Raw genomic sequence first — 16,932 nt, 5'->3', positions numbered from 1 at the left:
GACTATTTGTATGTAAAAATTAATATGCTTTTTTCATGAAATGAATAAAGCCACCTATAAATAAAATCACAAAGCTCCCAATTACGACAAATACCAGTGTTTGAAAAGAGATATAAAACAGCCCAGATCCTTCTTTAGGAAGCATTGCAAGAAAAGGTTGGGACCATGGGTAAATGGGACCAAACCTTGCAGAATTTGCAATTACCATAGCGGGTATGGAAGCTATAACATTTAAAGCAATTGGTGCCGCAAAGCTAGACCAGATGGTTGAAACCCATAATTGTAAGGCGATTAAAGGCAGAGTAGCAATCCAACCGCCTATAATACTTTTAATTGTAGGAATGAGAGGGAATGGACTAGATATATGTAAAAGTTGTCCAACACTAACATAGCTTATAATGAAGAGAATTTGCATTGTACCTACAAATAAGAGAACAAAGAAAAATTTTGTTATATAGGTATGATACCTTGCTATCGGCTGCACCAAAAGTTGTTTCCATCCCCCGTTTGAATGTTCATATCGGCAAATAAATGCAGTGAAAATGCCTGTTAATAATGGAAGAAGCAACATACCATGTACCAGTATCATGATATTATAAATTAGCTCCCAATGTTTATAATCGGGATAGTTTGAGGCATTTGCATAAGCTATTACTCCTGCTAAAGTCGGGCTTAAAAATAGTAATGTCCATATTTTGGTTTTTTTTATTTTATAAAATTCAGCTTGTATGGTTTTAAGCCAAAGCATTATTTATGCACATCCCTTCTAGTAAAATCTGCTGTTTCAATACATAACATACATATACCAACGATTAGGCCTATTACTACACATAGAAGTGGAGATCCCCAGTCAATGCGTAGGCTTGGCCATCTCCATATAAACCAATTGGGAAGAGCTATTGAAAACATTGTGAAAATAGTTCCTAACAGTCCGATTGTAAATGCGATACTTTGGTTTTGAAATATGATGGCAATCCATAGTTGAAGAGCTACAATTGGCAGTGCCGACCAATAAGGATAGAAACTCATTTTAAATATAGAAAGCCATGGAATTGAAGCATCGAATTGTAATACTAAACCCAATCCAACTATACCAATCAATAATAAAGAACAAGATACAGTAAGCAGGAAAAATACCAGTATGAATTTTACTAGAAAAATATGCCCCTTATTAATAGGTAAGGATAAGAGATGCTTCCATGAACTAGAATGATGCTCTATGTGTGCAATTAAAGAAGTAACGATCGTAATTCCTAATATAAGAGTTGTGAGAGCAAGCGGTTGAGCTTCAGAAATGAGGCCGCTCCATAAATCCTTCGCATATTTATTTGTCAAAAAATCATATCGAAGAAAAAAGTTACATGCTTGAAGAGAAATAACACCCATTGGTCCTAAAAAGATTAAAAACCAAATCCATTTCCTTTTTATTTTTAAAAGCTCAGATTGAAAGAGGCGTTTGTACATGTGTCTCTTCCTCCTTTATAAGCTGTAAGAATATCTCTTCGAGTGACTTTTTATTTTCTTCAATTCGGAATACAGAAATATTATGTGTTACAAGTGTTTTTACAATTTCGCCAACAGTTTCATTTGATACATTTGATAGAATAATTTGATTTTCCTCTTGCATAGAAGGAATCCCTTTAGCGAGAATGAGCTTCCAAGCTACATCTGGTTTGTCTGTCCTAAGTGTAATAGAATGCTGAGCGTGCTGGCGCAATATCTCTATTTTATCTTGAAAAATAAGCTTTCCTTTTGCGATAATTCCAACATAAGTTGCCATTTGATCAATTTCACTTAATAAGTGACTAGAGATAAGGATGGTAATTCCTCTTTCTTTCGCCAGTTGTTTAATTAGCATACGAATTTCATGAATCCCTTCTGGATCGAGTCCATTTGTCGGCTCGTCTAAAATTAATAGCTGTGGATCACCAAGTAAGGCAATGGCAATTCCTAACCGTTGTTTCATTCCTAATGAATATTCTTTTACTTTTTGTTTGGAAGCATGTTGTAAACCGACAATTTGTAGCACTTCCTCAATTTTTTCTTTCGGAGCATTTCTTAAAATCCGGTAAACCTCTAAATTCTCAAGGGCATTTAGGTGGGCATAATAAGATGGATTTTCAACAAGAGCTCCAATTTTAGATAGTATCGATAAACGCTCTTTCATTAAATCTTGTTGAAATATAGTGACCCTTCCTTGCGTTGGTTTAATAAGGCCTAAAAGCATACGAATACTAGTTGTTTTACCAGCTCCGTTAGGCCCGAGAAATCCATAAATCTCTCCTTTTGGAATTTTTAAATCTACGTTATGTACTACATAATCATTTCGATATCTTTTTGTTAACCCTGTCGTTTCCAAAATATAATTCATATTCCTATCACCTCAAATCAAGTATAGGAAATAAAGGTTAATGATAATGTTAGAAGAGTTTAAGATTTGTTTAAATTTATACAGCATTACCTAATTTTGGAGTGTATTGGTTTTCAAATCGTGTTGTATTTCTTATGATGGAAGAGAACGGTTAAATTTATATATGAGGGTGAAAAAATGACACACATTTTATATGTTGAGGATGATCTTGAGATTGGGGAATGGGTCAAAAGGGAACTGCAAAAACAAGAGTATGAAGTTGCATGGTTTACTTCAGAGAATGGTGCCAATGAAGTATGTGAAATAGCAGATGTTATTGTTTTAGATGTTATGTTGCCAGGTCTTGATGGTTTTACACTTGGTCAACGTTTTAAAAGGGAATATCCAGATACCCCTATTATTATGCTAACTGCAAGAACAACATTAGAAGATAAAATATATGGATTAACATTTGCTGATGATTATATAACAAAGCCATTCCATCCAAAAGAGTTAATGGCACGTATTGAAGTTTTATTAAGGCGGTACAATAAAGATGGAGCAGAAGTGCAACATGTGAAACATTTAAAAGTATTTATGAAAGAATACCGGATTGTTGATACAAACACGGGTGAAGAAATTGTTTTATCAGGAAAGCAGCATCAAATCTTTTTTTATTTGATGAAGAATATGAATCGTACATTAACGAAAGAACAAATTTTTGAAGCGGTATGGAATGAATCCTACATAGAAGGGGATAAATCATTGATGGTTCATATCCGTCATTTACGCGAAAAAATAGAAAGAAACCCTAGTAGCCCTCAAATAATAGAAACAATACGTGGGATAGGCTATCGGTGTAAAGTATGATAAAAAGTACATCATTATTACGAAAGTACCTATTTATCATATTTATAGCGATTATAATGTTACCTCTTATTGTCCCACTCAGTTCGTTTCTCTTTATTAAATATATAGAGTGGATAGAAGATTTTAAAGTTGCATATTCAAGTGTGCAAATAGAAGAGGAATGGAGAAATAAAGCGATAGATTTACACGAAAAAAATTCTGAAGGAATTGAGCGAACTTTTCGAGAGTTTCAAGAAAAATATCCAGAAGGATCAATGTTTTGGGTGGATAGTCAAGGGAAAACAAACCTTCAAATTCCTGAAAAACAAAATGTTCCACAGGAGTGGAGTGCAAGTGATGCAGTTGCGTTTATGAAAAGGAGTTTTGAAGGGGATCCATTTACAGTTGTATCTTACATTGGAAAAGAGAAACAAGGGGCGTTTATGGTATTTCAAATTCCGAGGAAATATGTGAAAGCACCAATTGCTCAAATACGTGAAAGATATGAAATTGTTTTTAGAATGGTTATTATTGGATGTTTTACGACGTTTATCATTATCTCTATCATCTTTTTTCTTAAGATTAGAAAAAGATTATTAAAGCTACAAAAAGCAATGGAACTTCCTCATGACCAGACACTTCCATCAAAAATTTCTATATCAAAGCAAGACGAGATCGGTTTATTAGAAGAGTCTTTTAATCGTATGGTAGAGGCTTTACTGCAAAGTCGATTGAAGGAGGAGGAAGAGGAACAATTTCGTAGAAAATTAATTGCCGATCTTTCTCATGATTTACGGACACCATTAACGATAATGCGTGCACAAATAGATTCATTGAAAGAAGAAGTGATTTCGGTAAAAGGGTATCAAACAATGATGTTAATGGACGAAAAAATAAATTATGTGGCAGAATTAATTGAGAATTTATTATCTTATTCTTTAATAACGGCAAAGAAATATCCATATCATCCAGAACGATCGGATATGACACGTTTAATGAGAAAGCTTGTTGCATCATGGTATGACATATTAGATGAGAAAGGTTTTGAGGTTGATATTGTGATTCCGGAAAAGCAATTGTTTTGGAACATCGATGAAAATTGGTTTCAAAGAATTATAGATAATATAATTCAAAATGTAGTTAGGCATGCAGCTGATGGGAAATTTATAGGAGTATATGTAAACCATGAGGAAAAAACAATTACAGTTGTTGACCATGGGCCAGGTTTTCAAAATACTCATTCGCCAAATAAAGGTGCGGGAATTGGATTATCCATTATTGCAGTTATGACGAAAGAGATGGATATTGAATGGGATATAAAGTCTGATGATACGGGAGTTAAGTATATATTTAAACAGTTGCTGTAAAAGGGAGAATACATATGAGAGAATCCCAGTTCACAAAACGAGTAAATAGAATGTTTCAAATTGCAAGCAAAGAATCTAAATATAATGAATACATCATTCGTCCGTTAGATTTATTTATGGGAGCGTATAAAGAAGGAACAGGGGTTTGTAGTGAATTATATATGTATTTATTTCATAATATAGGGCTAGATTTTGTAACGGAATTTGTACAATTACAACAGGCGGGCTTTCAGGATAAAAGATATATAGAAGTACAAGGATACAAAGTTTCTTATAAAATAATGGAGATATTACAATTAGCTAAACATAAGATGGCGCGATTTAATCAATTATATCTGAATGAAGGACATATTTTAAGCGTGATCCTTCAGCAAGATGAGACAATTGCAAGTCTAATAGACGAAGATATGAAACAAAGTATTTTACAGATTGTTTCAGTACCAAGAGATATGACTGTAAATTTGAATAGTTATGAAATACCAACAAGTATGAAACATGCCTTTTGCAATGTTAGACGAGTTGTTCAATCTGATTTAGAAGAACTTCTTCAATTTGTTATGTTTGAATTTGGAGAAAGATGGATTGATGCAATTCATAATGGTTTTCAAATATATCAAGAAATTCCAATGTATATCGCAGTGCAAGAGAAAAAGATTATTGGTTTTGCTTGTTATGATGTTGTAAGAGGAAAGGAGGGGCTGTTTGGACCGATGGGAATCGCTAAAAATAATCGTGTAAATGGTGTAGGAAGAGAACTATTACATAGATGCTTGGCTGAAATGAAGCAAATTGGTTATGGATATGCAGTGAGTGGTCAGGCAGGTCCGATTGAGTTTTACGAGGAGAGTTGTGATGCGCAAGTAATACATATTATATAGAGATTACTTTGAGTAGAAATGTTACAGAAGCAATAGGAGGGTTGTTTATTGTTCTTACATGTTATTGCAGTTTTTGAATAAGATTTAATCAAAATCCTATAGTGAAAATGCAGGATTTTTCTTATTAAGCTGAACTGCTAGTTTATTTCAATAACGTATATGTTCTTTTGAATCGTATTGCTAAACTTTTTCAGTAGAAAGGTGTAGAATGGGTATCTAAGAAAGAAGGTGCGAAAATGGCCAGCTGGAAAAGAAATTTAATGATTTGTTGGCTTGGTTGTTTTACTACGGCGGCAGGTATGAGCTTAGTGATACCATTCTTATCCTTTTATATTGAGGATCTAGGCGTAACGGGAACATCTGAAATTGCACAGTGGTCAGGAATTGCATTTGGTGTAACATTTTTAATGGGCGCAATTGTATCGCCGATATGGGGGAAACTCGGTGATATACATGGCCGGAAATTGATGCTTATTCGTGCGAGTCTTGGTATGGCGATGATTATGACGCTTATGGGATTTGTTACAAATGTATATCAATTAGTTGCACTTCGTTTTTTTATGGGGGCAGTGTCAGGATTTCTTTCGACTGCAATCACATTTATAGCAGCAGAAACACCGAAAGAGCATTCAGGTTGGGCAATTTCTACTATATCAACCGGTGGTGTAAGTGGTTCCTTACTTGGCCCGATGCTTGGTGGCTATTTGTCTGAATTAATCGGAATGCGTCATGTATTTTTAGTAACGGGTGCTTTTTTATTTCTTTCATTCTTAATTGTTTTTTTCTTTTTACATGAATCGAATCATTCTGTTCAAGCAAAAAAAGAGCAACCAAAAAAAGTATGGACGATGGTCCCGGCGAAACATTTTATTATAAGCCTATTTGTAGCAACTTTTATGATTCAACTTGCAAATATGTCCATACAACCTATTATTACGTTGTATGTGAAACATTTAGCGGGTCCTCATATGGATCATATTGAGATAATTGCGGGGGCGGTGATATCTGCAACAGGTCTAGCAGTCATTTTAGCAGCTCCTAAACTCGGAAGATTATCGGATCATATTGGCCCTCAAAAAACGTTAATTGTAGCATTGTGCGTCGCAGGAATTGTTTTTATTCCACAAGCGTTTGTGACAGCTGCTTGGCAATTATTAATATTGCGTTTTCTATTAGGGATTGCACAAGCTGGATTGTTACCTTCCGTACAAACCCTACTTAAACAACATACACCACAACATGTGACTGGACGTATTTTTGGATATAATCAATCCTTTCAGTTTTTAGGAAATATGATTGGACCAGTACTCGGAGGACAGATTGCCGCACATGCTGGATTTCAATATGTATTCTTCTCTACAGCATCGCTTTTATTCTTGGCTTGCATTTGGGTATATTTTAATAGTAAAAGCGCAATGGAATCAGAAAAAGAGCATTTGGAAGCTAGTTAATAAGGTGAATTATAAAGGTTGTAAAGATTGAATAAAAAGGATGAAGTGAACGGTGCTTCATCCTTTTTGTTTTAAATTAATTAAAACTGAAAGCAAAGATAACTTAATGTTCCAAGTTCATAGCTACGATGAATCACTTTACCTTCAGTATTCCCACTTCCCATAGCAATGAAAAGTGGGACAAAGTGCTCTGCTCTTGGAACGGCTAAACGTGCGTGAGGAGCAGCGGTTTCCCAGTTACACAATGAATTTTTATCGTTATTTTGCATATGTTTTATAATCCAGTCATCAAATTCAACAGCCCAACTTTCAGGCGTTGTTTGATCCCATTTGAGTGCACGTAAATTATGCACAGTAACACCGCTGCCGATTACTAAAATATCCTCTTGTCCAAGTCCTTGAATTGCCTGTCCAATTTCATATTGCTTTTTTGCGGGAAGGAATGGATTTACTGAAACTTGAACGACAGGTATATCAGCTTTTGGATACATACGATGTAATAGTGTCCATGAACCATGATCTAACCCTCGAGTTGTATCTTTGTGAACTGGAATCCCCTTATGTTTAAATTTTGTTTCGAGCATTGTTGCGATGGCTGAAGAACCTTTTGCTTTATATTGTATTTCATATAATTCGGGAGGGAATCCGCCGAAATCATAAATTGTTTCATATTCATCATCTGAAGATGAGATGGTTAATACTTCAGTTTCCCAGTGTGCTGTAAAAATAGCAATTGCTTTTGGTTTATATGTTTCTCCAAGTGTTTTTAGAAAACGTGTATAGTCTGTATCTTGAATAGCAAGCATTGGTGAGCCGTGTGCTAAAAATAATGATGGTATCATAATGGTTCCCTCCTAGAAATATGATTATATAGTTACTTTATGTAAGTAACTATATAATCATATTTCTTGTTCGTCAAGATAATAATTTGAGGATTCGTTTAGAAAATACAGTGTTTGTCATTACGAAAACAATTGCATATAATACATAGTAAGAATAATGAATACTCATTCATTTTATAAAAATATACATAATGGATTTGGAGGGTGTGAAAATGAACATACAGGAAAGCTTTGTTACGGTATTGGATGGATCGGAAATTTATTTACGTAAGTGGCTACCGGAAAGTGAAATTCGTGGAATTGTACAAATTGCACATGGTATGACGGAACATGCTGGTGTCTATACAGAGTATATTGATGCTTTATTGAAGGCTGGTTATGGTGTGTATGCTCATGATCACCGGGGACATGGAAAAACAGCAAAACAAGAAGAGGATTACGGCCATTTTGAACCGAATATTGGCTGGGATCAAGCTGTTTCTGACATAATCTTTTTATCGGAACTTATTCGTAATGAACATAATTGTCCGCTTTTTTTATTAGGACATAGTATGGGCTCTTTCTTATCTAGACGTGCTGTGCAACTTCGTGGTGAACTATATGATGGATTCCTTATTTCTGGGACAGGTGGAAATCCTGGGTTTTTAGGTGTAGTAGGTCATAAAGTGGCAACAGTTGAAATGAAGCTACGTGGCGCAAAAACAAAAAGTCCAATGTTAAACTTTTTATCATTTGGAAATTTTAATTCGAACTTTAAACCGAATCGTACAAAGTTTGATTGGCTTTCTTCAGATACAAATCAAGTTGATAGATACATAGAAGATCCATTATGTGGTTTTATTTGTTCAACAAGTTTTTATCGTGAATTATTTAACGGTGTGCTTGAAGTGAATAAACTAGAGGAATATAAAAAAACACCTAAAGACCTTCCGATACACATTTTTTCTGGAGATCGTGATCCGGTGGGCGACATGGGGAAAGGTGTAAGAGAGGTGTACGATATGTATAAAAAATGCGGTGTGAAAGATGTAACACTTCGTTTATATGAAAATGGAAGGCACGAAATGTTTCATGAAGTGAATAGGGATGAAGTATTTCAAGATTTGATAGCTTGGTTAAATGAACATAACGCATAAAATAAAAGTCTCACTTTTTGTAGAAGTGAGACTTTTATTTTAAGAAATTGGAGGGGAATCGTGAGTGAGTTTATAAATGTAGAATATATAGAAAGAGATTTTCAAGACATAGCTACAAAAGGAGAGGGAGAAATGAAAGTAAGGGAAGCGTTATTAAACGAAGCAAATGAATTAAGTGAACTAGCACTAAATTCAAAAGCAACTTGGGATTACAGCGAAGAATTTATATTAGCATGTAAGGAAGATTTAACAATTACAGAAGCGTATATTGTCAATAACTACGTATATGTTTTAGAAAATCAAGGAGTAAAAATTGGTTTTTTCTCGTTTTTGCGTAAAGAAGAGGATGCTCTTGATTTCTTATATTTACATCCAAATTATAAGGGGAAAGGTTATGGGAAACTTTTATGGCAAAGTGTTGTAGAAAGAGCAGCTAACTTGGGAATTAAGAGATTTACAATTGATAGTGATCCAAATGCAAAAGGGTATTATATGAAAATGGGCGCAAAATTAATCGGTGAGACACCTTCAACTGTTTTTAAAAATCGGATTTTGCCACTTTTACAATATGATGTATAGAATCGATATTACATAGGGGATGCTGAGAAAATGAATGAGTTAAAGTTTGCAGAGGTGTACGAAATCTTAAAAAAGTCGTGGTCAATTGAAACAAGCTCAAAGTGGACGATAGAAAATCCAGCAAAAGGGCAATGCGGTGTAACAGCACTTGTTATACACGATTTGTTTGGAGAAGAAATAAAGAAGACGCAAGTTGACGAAGTTTGGCATTTTTACAATATGATAAATGGCAAACGATATGATTTTACATCATCACAATTTTTTGAAGAGATAACTTATATGGACATTCCTTCTAATAGAGAAGAAGCATTTGCAGACACGAATGAAAGGCAATATTATACTTTAAAACAAAAAGTGCATATCTTTATGCAATAGAATTTGTCTGAAGTGAAATATCTTTTGACTCTCAATGTTTAATAAGTTACTATAATGGTGGTAACTTATCGAAAGGAATATACTTTATAGAGTTGAGAGGGGAAAAACTTTTGAAAACAGCTTATGTAAGCGCTGCGATTGCAACGCTAAATGAACAGAATGAAGTGTTACGAAACGGATATATCATCGTAGAAGATGATAAGATTATAGAAGTACAAAATGGAGAATTTTCTAATCAGGATCAAGTGGATGAAGTAATCGATTTAAAAGGAAAGTGGTTATTGCCAGGTCTTGTGAATACGCATACACATGTTGTAATGACTCTTTTACGTGGCATTGGTGATGATATGCTGCTCCAGCCGTGGCTTGAAACAAGAATTTGGCCACTGGAAAGTCAATTTACTCCAGAACTTGCTGTTGCGAGTACAGAACTTGGTTTATTAGAAATGGTGAAGAGTGGGACAACAACATTCTCTGATATGTTTAATCCGATTGGTGTAGATCAAGATACTATTATGGAAACGGTCCGTAAGAGTGGAATGCGTGCTGCAGTTTCAAGAACTTTATTTAGCTTTGGAACGAAAGAGGATGAGAAGAAAGCAATTCAAGATGCGGAGAAATATGTAAAACAATATTACAGTGAAGGCGACATGTTAACAACAATGATTGCCCCTCATAGTCCATATACATGTTCTACAGAAATGCTAGAAGAGTGTGCACGCATTGCGATGGAAAATCAGACAATGGTTCACATCCATCTTTCGGAAACAGAGCGTGAAGTACGTGATATTGAAACGCAATATGGCAAACGTCCAGTAGAGTATGTGGCAAGTTGTGGTTTATTTCAGAGACCGACAGTTATTGCACACGGGGTTGTGCTAAATGAAAATGAGCGCGCTTTCTTAGCAGAACATGATGTTCGTGTTGCTCATAATCCTAATAGTAATTTGAAATTAGGATCTGGTATAGCAGATGTTAAGACAATGTTAGAAGCGGGAATCAAAGTTGGTATTGCCACAGATAGTGTTGCATCTAACAATAACCTAGATATGTTTGAAGAGCTCCGCGTTGCCACTTTATTGCAAAAAGGTATCCATAAGGATGCAACTGCACTACCCGTTGAAACAGCTCTTTCATTAGCCACAAAAAGTGCGGCAGAAGTAATTGGAATGAAACAAACAGGTTCAATTGAGGTAGGAAAATGTGCCGACTTTATTACAATTGATCCATCTAATAAGCCACATTTGCAACCGGCGGAAGAAGTATTGTCACACCTTGTTTATGCCGCGAGTGGGAAAGATATATCAGATGTTGTAATTAACGGAAAGCACATTGTGTGGAACGGTGAATGTAAAACATTAGATGAAGAGCGAATTATTTTTGAAGCGAGTCGTTATAAACGAGGGTTGAAGATGTAATTGAAATAGACAAATTGATAAAGAACGCTATCCTTTTTAATGAAATACAAGAGGAGAGCGTTTTTTTGTGAATTTTATGTGAAACGAATAAATATTCAACAGAATAACACGACTTTATACTAGTCTTTCTGCTATAATGTATAGCGTTTTATAATATTATTCGAATTTAAGGAGAAAAATTCATGAAGCAGAAAAAGAGCCGCTTACTAGCAATTTCACTTGTCACATCTTTAATTTTATCGGCTTGTAGTAGTAAAGCGAATAAAGTTAATAAAGAGGATCAAAAACAAGTGTTAAACGTAACAGTATCAGAAGAAATCCCTTCTCTTGATACAGCCAAAGCGATGGATGGTACATCATCACATGTGATGCAAAATATATTTGAAGGGTTATATGTACTAGATAATCAAGATAACCCCGTACCTGGTGTGGCGAAGTCATTTGAGAAAAGTGAAGATGGGAAAAGATATACATTCCATTTGCGTAAAGATGCAAAATGGTCAAATGGTGAATCAGTAACAGCACATGATTTTACTTTTGCTTGGAAACGGACATTGAGTCCTGAAACAGCCTCTCAATATGCGTACATGTTATTTTATATAAAAAACGCACAAGAAATAAATAAAGGTACATTGGCTACTGATCGACTAGGAGTAAAGGCATTAGATAATTATACGCTAGAAGTACAGTTAGAACAGCCTGTTCCGTATTTACTGCAATTATTAGCATTGCCTATTTATTTACCACAGCATGAATCATTTGTGAAAGAACAAGGAAATCGTTATGGATTAGAGCCTAATAACCTAATATATAATGGAGCGTTTGTGTTAGAAAAATGGAAGCATGAACAAGAATTTCAATTAAAGAAAAATAATACTTACTGGGATAAAGGGAAAGTGAAGCTAGATGAAATAAACTTCCATATTGTAAAAGATACAATGACGGCTGTAAATTTATATGAATCTGGTACTCTTGACCGTGTGCCTATTAATTCTACATTTGTAGAACAATACAAAAACAACAAGGGGCTACATGTGTCAAGTGAGTCAGCCATAGCGATGCTTCGACTTAATGAAAGAAATGCTACACTAGCAAATAAAAAAGTTCGCCAATCTATTTCTTTAGCATTGAATAAAGAGGAATTTGTAAAGCACTTTATAAATAATGGTGCAACTCCTGCACAAGGTCTGATCCCAAAAGGATATAAGAATGAAGCAACTGGGAAGGATTTTAGAAAGGAGAATGGAAATATTGCTAGATATGATTTGCAAAAAGCAAAAAAACTTTGGACAGACGCTAAAAAAGAGCTTGGCACAGAAAGTATTACAGTTGAGTTTCTGACATTTGAACAAGATAATGCAAAGCGTATAGCTGAATATATAAAAGAGGAACTCGAAAAGAATTTAGTAGGTTTAACAGTGCAGATTAAACAGCAACCATTTAAGCAAAAATTACAGCTAGAACAAACAGGGCAATATGATATATCTATGGTAGTGTGGGGGCCAGATTATAAAGACCCGATAAGTTACTTAGAATTATTTACGACAAATAATTCTAATAATAAGATGGAGTACTCGAATTCTTATTATGATGATCTTATAAAGAAAGCAAAATATGATATTGTACAAGACCAACAGAAAAGATGGGAGACCTTACAAGAGGCAGAGCGAGTAGTCTTGGAAGATGCTGCAATTGCCCCGCTTTATCATACTGGTTCAGCATATATACAGAAGGAATATGTCAAAGGTATTGAGAAGCACCAATTTGGTGGGGTGTATACGTATAAACATGCTTTTATAGCTGAAAAATAATAAGGTTGAAAAGAGCTAATTACTTGATACAGAAGTATTGGCTCTTTTTTAAATTTTAAAGTAAATAATTCGGAGTTTGTTCTTTCTCTGTGATGGACATTTTTTGTTATAAGAAATACATCTCTAATTTCAACGTTTTTTTGCACCGGTTACTCCTTCATAACACATTTGTGCTAGTGTTAACTACCTCCCTAAAACTACGTTGAATGACTTATGATAGTATCTTTAGCTCAGCACGGCGGATAACCTGTTTGATGAAAAGGAATTCTCAAAAAGAGTGCTATAAAACAAGACAAGCCAAAGAAATGGATAAGGAGTGAGCAAGCGATGGACAACATAATAAATGCGGGCAGCTTTGGTTTGCAAAGCAGGACGGCTCAAAAAGCGGTTGGCCAGTATTTGTTCGATTGCTTGAAACTGGAGGGCATTACCGAAATTTTCGGCGTCGCAGGGGACTATAATTTTACACTTCTTGATACCTTGGAGTGTTATAACGGTATCCGTTTTATAGAAGGGCGGAACGAATTAAACTCGGGCTATGCCGCAGATGGCTATGCAAGAATCAAAGGAATATCCGCTCTTATTACGACCTTTGGGGTCGGGGAGCTTAGCGCCTGCAATGCGATAGAGGGAGCCAACAGCGAGCATGTGCCAATTATTCACATTGTGGGTGCGCCTCCTGAGAAGGATCAAAAAGAGCACAAGCTGATGTACCACACCCTAATGGATGGAAATTTTGATGTCTTCCGCAAGGTGTATGAGCAGATTACGGCTTATACCGCAGTACTTACGCCGGAAAACGCCAAGATTGAAATTCCGGCTGCGATTCGCATTGCTAAGGAAAAGAAAAAACCGGTATACCTGGTTGTAGCCGATGATTTAGTGAACAAGGCGATCGCGGTCCGGAAAGAGCCGGTACCACCACGTCCAACGTCCAACCTGAAAACCCTTCAGGCTGCGGTGAATCATGTCCATCGGCTGCTGGAGCGTGCAAAGCGTCCGGTTATCCTGGTGGATGTGAAAACAATGCGTTTCGGGCTTCAGACAGCAGCTCGGCAGCTGGTCGACGCCATGAACGTTCCTGTTGCAACGATGATGTATGGGAAGGGGGCATTCGACGAGAGCCATCCAAATTATATCGGAATGTACCTAGGCTCTTTCGGAGGTTCTGAAGTCCAAAGTAAGGTGGAAAGTGCCGAAAGACTCTGTATCATTGAAATGATCGCGGGGAATCCGATGGACGCACCTAAATATATGCGACAGATGCGTAGTTATATGGAGAAGCAAGAAATGCAGCGTAGCCAGAAATAGTTCCAAATAACAAGAATGTTCCCGAATGATGGATATGACCTTTAATAGGTATCCTTGACAAACGGTTATGTAGAAAATTAGCATTTTTAATTCGTTTACTACAGTTGGGTTCCTGAAATTTGCTAAGAAATCTGTTCTATTACTCCCACAAGTTAAAAAACATTAAAATGATGTTTTTTAACTTGTGGGTCACTATACATCGCCATTAAGTAAAAAAGGTTGTATCCTAAAGCGAAAAAAGTGAACTTAATTCTCATGAATAAAAGTGGAAAGAAAAAAATTCGTTTTGATGCATTTCAAAATCTTAAGTTGATAGATGAGGGGTACCGTCAGGAAAATGCGGATTTATAACGGCGAGCTTATTTTCAAGACGATTCCCCCGCTTTTAACAACTGTAGCCTTGGAATACAGTTTGATTAAAAATGTGATTTTAATTGAAATTGAATATCATATTTTCTTTTTATCCTATATGACAAAAGTGAGAATGTTACGATATTAACGCGAAAAAAAGTGCTGTTAATGGTAGGTGAAAGAAATGGAAATTGATGAAAATGCTAAAGGAATTTCTTTTAGGGCATTAAAATTAGAGGATTATGACGTTGTTTTAAATTGGAATAAAGATGAACGATTTTGTGAAGCAAATGGCTGGCAAAAAAATAGAGATAAAGATGAATTATTTCAATGGTGGAATCATTGTGTAGATAAGCAACGAAATGATTTTATTCGTTTTGGAATTGAATATAATAATAGACTTATTGGCTATGCAGATTTAGCAAAGATAAGAAATAATAGTGCTGAAATTGGTATTGCTATTGGGGATAGCAAACTCTGGGGCATGGGAATTGGTACTCAAACTGTTAATAGTCTAATCCATCATGCAGTCAAAGAATTAAGAATCACTATATTTTACGGTGAAACGCATGAAACAAATCTCCGTTCAAGGAAGATGATGGGGAAATTAGGTTTTACTGAGGTTAGTCGTATTGGTAGTGAAATTTATTTAGACAAAAAGGTTAAGTTGATACAGTATAAATTATGTTTGGAGGAATAAGAAACGGGAGGGCGAATCATAACTATTCGCTTACCGAAATCATTAAACTTTATTATAAAAATATATAGCTTGCAAAATTTTAGCCCCCGCATTTTAATCAAAATACGAGGTTTTTTTATGATGAAATCAAAGTTTTTAGCTACTTTTCACTCAAACTTTATTTCAATCCAACATCGGAATGATTAAGCTGTATGAATCATAAAGTCATTTTAAAAATAAGCTCTGAGATGAATGGTGGAAAATTAATTTTTCACCATTCACAGCATTGTATTTTCAGAATAGATAATTTTTTAATGGGCTATTATGTTAAACTAAAATATAGATTTTTAATATGGCAAAGGTGGTGAAAAAATGGCAGAGAAAAACAGAAGAAATAAGCTGTATTATACAATCGCTTTTCTCGTTTCAACAAGTTACATCTGGGTTTTAATTATATCTGCATACAACATGGGTATCCCGCAATATAACAGTTTGATTTACGGTATTCTTCTCATGACAGCTTTTACATTTATAATTACAGTTCCATTACTTTATATAGGTTTACCCCTAATATGTATTGGCGCTGTACTTGCCATGTTTCGAATATTCTCTGTAAAGCGAATGTTGACTTATTATGCATTATCTTGGTTGATCCTATGGCTTGCTTTAGAGATCCCTTTAAGCATTTATGGTAATCATGAAGAAAAATACATATTTACAGAACAAGTAAAAGAGCAACACATCATAGAAAAGGTAAAAGAGGCAGTAGAAAAAAACAATGGTCCTATTAAGATTACGGATGAGCTTAAACAAAGTATGCTGGAATGGAATGAGGGTACAGGGAGTCCCGAATATCCTATTTTAGAGATTAGATATGAATTATTAAACTGCGATAAACAAAAAGACGAAAAAATAAATGGGTATTCCTGTACAGCTTCTATTGAAGCGCATTATAAACAGGAAAAATGGTTGATTGATTTTGATTCAAAAGAAAATGCAGGAGGAATGAATTTATCTAAAAATAACCAACAGGCTGAAGAGAAGGCGAAACAGGAAGCTCTTACTTCTGAAGAAGAAACGAACATCCGAAAAAATGCTGAATCTGAGGCAATTCAATTTTTAAAAGAGAAGTACAATTTAAATTTAACACTCGTTAAACAAACATTTGAAAAGAGTATAAACTCAAACAAGAAAGAAAATAGACCATCGAATCCAGTGCATGAAATAAAAATTAACGGTTATTTAAACGAAGATTCCAAAAAAGATGTCACAGTAAGGGTGGAATACGATCCTTTAACCAAGAAGTACTGGTCTCATATATATGCATTTGAAATGAGTGATGAAGCACAGAATGAAATACAAAAACAAATCGATTTAAAAAAGGAGAAAAATAATTAATATGGAATCCGATTTGGTATATTATTTTAACCCCGCCTTAAAATTAGGGCGGGGTTATTGTTGATTTGAAATAAAGTCGTGATGTTTATAAAAAAATTGTGAACCTTTACCCTCCTAGGTATTTTTGTCAGAAGATG

Annotated in this window: 15 protein-coding genes and 1 pseudogene; 12 read left to right on the top strand and 4 right to left on the bottom strand. The window is 35.0% G+C overall.

The annotated features are described in order from the left end of the window. Window positions 1–19 precede the first annotated feature (19 nt). The 3 genes from M014_RS0112440 to M014_RS0112430 are packed head-to-tail and all read right to left on the bottom strand — an operon-like array spanning window position 20 to window position 2,371. Window positions 20–748: an ABC transporter permease gene (locus tag M014_RS0112440; protein WP_026592029.1), complete on the bottom strand. Its 729-nt coding sequence runs from the start codon at window positions 746–748 to the stop codon at window positions 20–22. Continuing rightward, entirely contained in the window at window positions 748–1,464 is a 717-nt protein-coding gene (locus M014_RS0112435) for an ABC transporter permease (RefSeq protein ID WP_026592028.1), read from the bottom strand. The genes M014_RS0112440 and M014_RS0112435 overlap by 1 nt, the downstream gene beginning before the upstream one ends. Beyond that, window positions 1,439–2,371, bottom strand: coding sequence for an ABC transporter ATP-binding protein (locus tag M014_RS0112430; RefSeq protein WP_026592027.1), 933 nt, complete (start codon window positions 2,369–2,371; stop codon window positions 1,439–1,441). Before M014_RS0112430 ends, M014_RS0112435 begins: the two co-directional genes overlap by 26 nt. 177 nt (window positions 2,372–2,548) lie before the next feature. Here M014_RS0112430 and M014_RS0112425 point away from each other — a divergent pair, with 177 nt between their 5' ends. The 4 genes from M014_RS0112425 to M014_RS0112410 all read left to right on the top strand — a co-directional run bounded on the left by M014_RS0112425 (window position 2,549) and on the right by M014_RS0112410 (window position 6,895). Next, complete coding sequence (locus tag M014_RS0112425; RefSeq protein ID WP_026592026.1) at window positions 2,549–3,220, top strand: response regulator transcription factor; 672 nt, start codon at window positions 2,549–2,551, stop codon at window positions 3,218–3,220. After that, window positions 3,217–4,566, top strand: coding sequence for a HAMP domain-containing sensor histidine kinase (locus M014_RS0112420; protein WP_026592025.1), 1,350 nt, complete (start codon window positions 3,217–3,219; stop codon window positions 4,564–4,566). Before M014_RS0112425 ends, M014_RS0112420 begins: the two co-directional genes overlap by 4 nt. 14 nt (window positions 4,567–4,580) lie before the next feature. Continuing rightward, a complete protein-coding gene (locus M014_RS0112415) occupies window positions 4,581–5,444 on the top strand; it encodes a GNAT family N-acetyltransferase (RefSeq protein ID WP_026592024.1) in 864 nt (287 codons plus the stop codon). A gap of 236 nt (window positions 5,445–5,680) precedes the next feature. After that, window positions 5,681–6,895, top strand: a complete 1,215-nt coding sequence (locus M014_RS0112410) for a multidrug efflux MFS transporter (RefSeq protein ID WP_026592023.1) — start codon at window positions 5,681–5,683, stop codon at window positions 6,893–6,895. Between the two features lie 80 nt (window positions 6,896–6,975). Here the strand turns inward: M014_RS0112410 and M014_RS0112405 are convergent, their stop codons facing one another. Beyond that, window positions 6,976–7,737: a DODA-type extradiol aromatic ring-opening family dioxygenase gene (locus M014_RS0112405; protein WP_026592022.1), complete on the bottom strand. Its 762-nt coding sequence runs from the start codon at window positions 7,735–7,737 to the stop codon at window positions 6,976–6,978. Between the two features lie 212 nt (window positions 7,738–7,949). Here M014_RS0112405 and M014_RS0112400 point away from each other — a divergent pair, with 212 nt between their 5' ends. From M014_RS0112400 to M014_RS0112355, 8 genes and pseudogenes are all read left to right on the top strand, one after another. Then, window positions 7,950–8,873, top strand: coding sequence for an alpha/beta hydrolase (locus tag M014_RS0112400; RefSeq protein ID WP_026592021.1), 924 nt, complete (start codon window positions 7,950–7,952; stop codon window positions 8,871–8,873). Between the two features lie 132 nt (window positions 8,874–9,005). After that, window positions 9,006–9,452, top strand: coding sequence for a GNAT family N-acetyltransferase (locus M014_RS0112395; protein ID WP_026592020.1), 447 nt, complete (start codon window positions 9,006–9,008; stop codon window positions 9,450–9,452). Window positions 9,453–9,482: 30 nt separating this feature from the next. Next, window positions 9,483–9,827 (top strand): YunG family protein, encoded by a 345-nt coding sequence (locus M014_RS0112390; RefSeq protein ID WP_026592019.1) that lies wholly within the window; start codon window positions 9,483–9,485, stop codon window positions 9,825–9,827. 92 nt (window positions 9,828–9,919) lie between these two features. Further along, window positions 9,920–11,245 carry a bifunctional S-methyl-5'-thioadenosine deaminase/S-adenosylhomocysteine deaminase gene (locus tag M014_RS0112385; protein WP_026592018.1) on the top strand — a complete coding sequence of 442 codons (1,326 nt, stop codon included), beginning with the start codon at window positions 9,920–9,922 and terminating at the stop codon, window positions 11,243–11,245. Window positions 11,246–11,427: 182 nt separating this feature from the next. Continuing rightward, window positions 11,428–13,056, top strand: coding sequence for a peptide ABC transporter substrate-binding protein (locus M014_RS0112380; RefSeq protein WP_026592017.1), 1,629 nt, complete (start codon window positions 11,428–11,430; stop codon window positions 13,054–13,056). Between the two features lie 327 nt (window positions 13,057–13,383). Next, a pseudogene (locus tag M014_RS0112375) lies at window positions 13,384–14,280 on the top strand (thiamine pyrophosphate-binding protein); the annotation flags it as partial. Between the two features lie 622 nt (window positions 14,281–14,902). Then, complete coding sequence (locus M014_RS0112360) at window positions 14,903–15,418, top strand: GNAT family N-acetyltransferase (protein ID WP_098302548.1); 516 nt, start codon at window positions 14,903–14,905, stop codon at window positions 15,416–15,418. Between the two features lie 351 nt (window positions 15,419–15,769). Further along, complete coding sequence (locus M014_RS0112355) at window positions 15,770–16,795, top strand: hypothetical protein (protein WP_026592014.1); 1,026 nt, start codon at window positions 15,770–15,772, stop codon at window positions 16,793–16,795. Window positions 16,796–16,932 lie beyond the last annotated feature (137 nt).

The organism is Bacillus sp. UNC437CL72CviS29 (assembly GCF_000482345.1).
Classification (GTDB): Bacteria; Bacillota; Bacilli; order Bacillales; family Bacillaceae_G; genus Bacillus_A; species Bacillus_A arachidis.
This window is presented reverse-complemented; position numbering and strand designations above follow the sequence as displayed.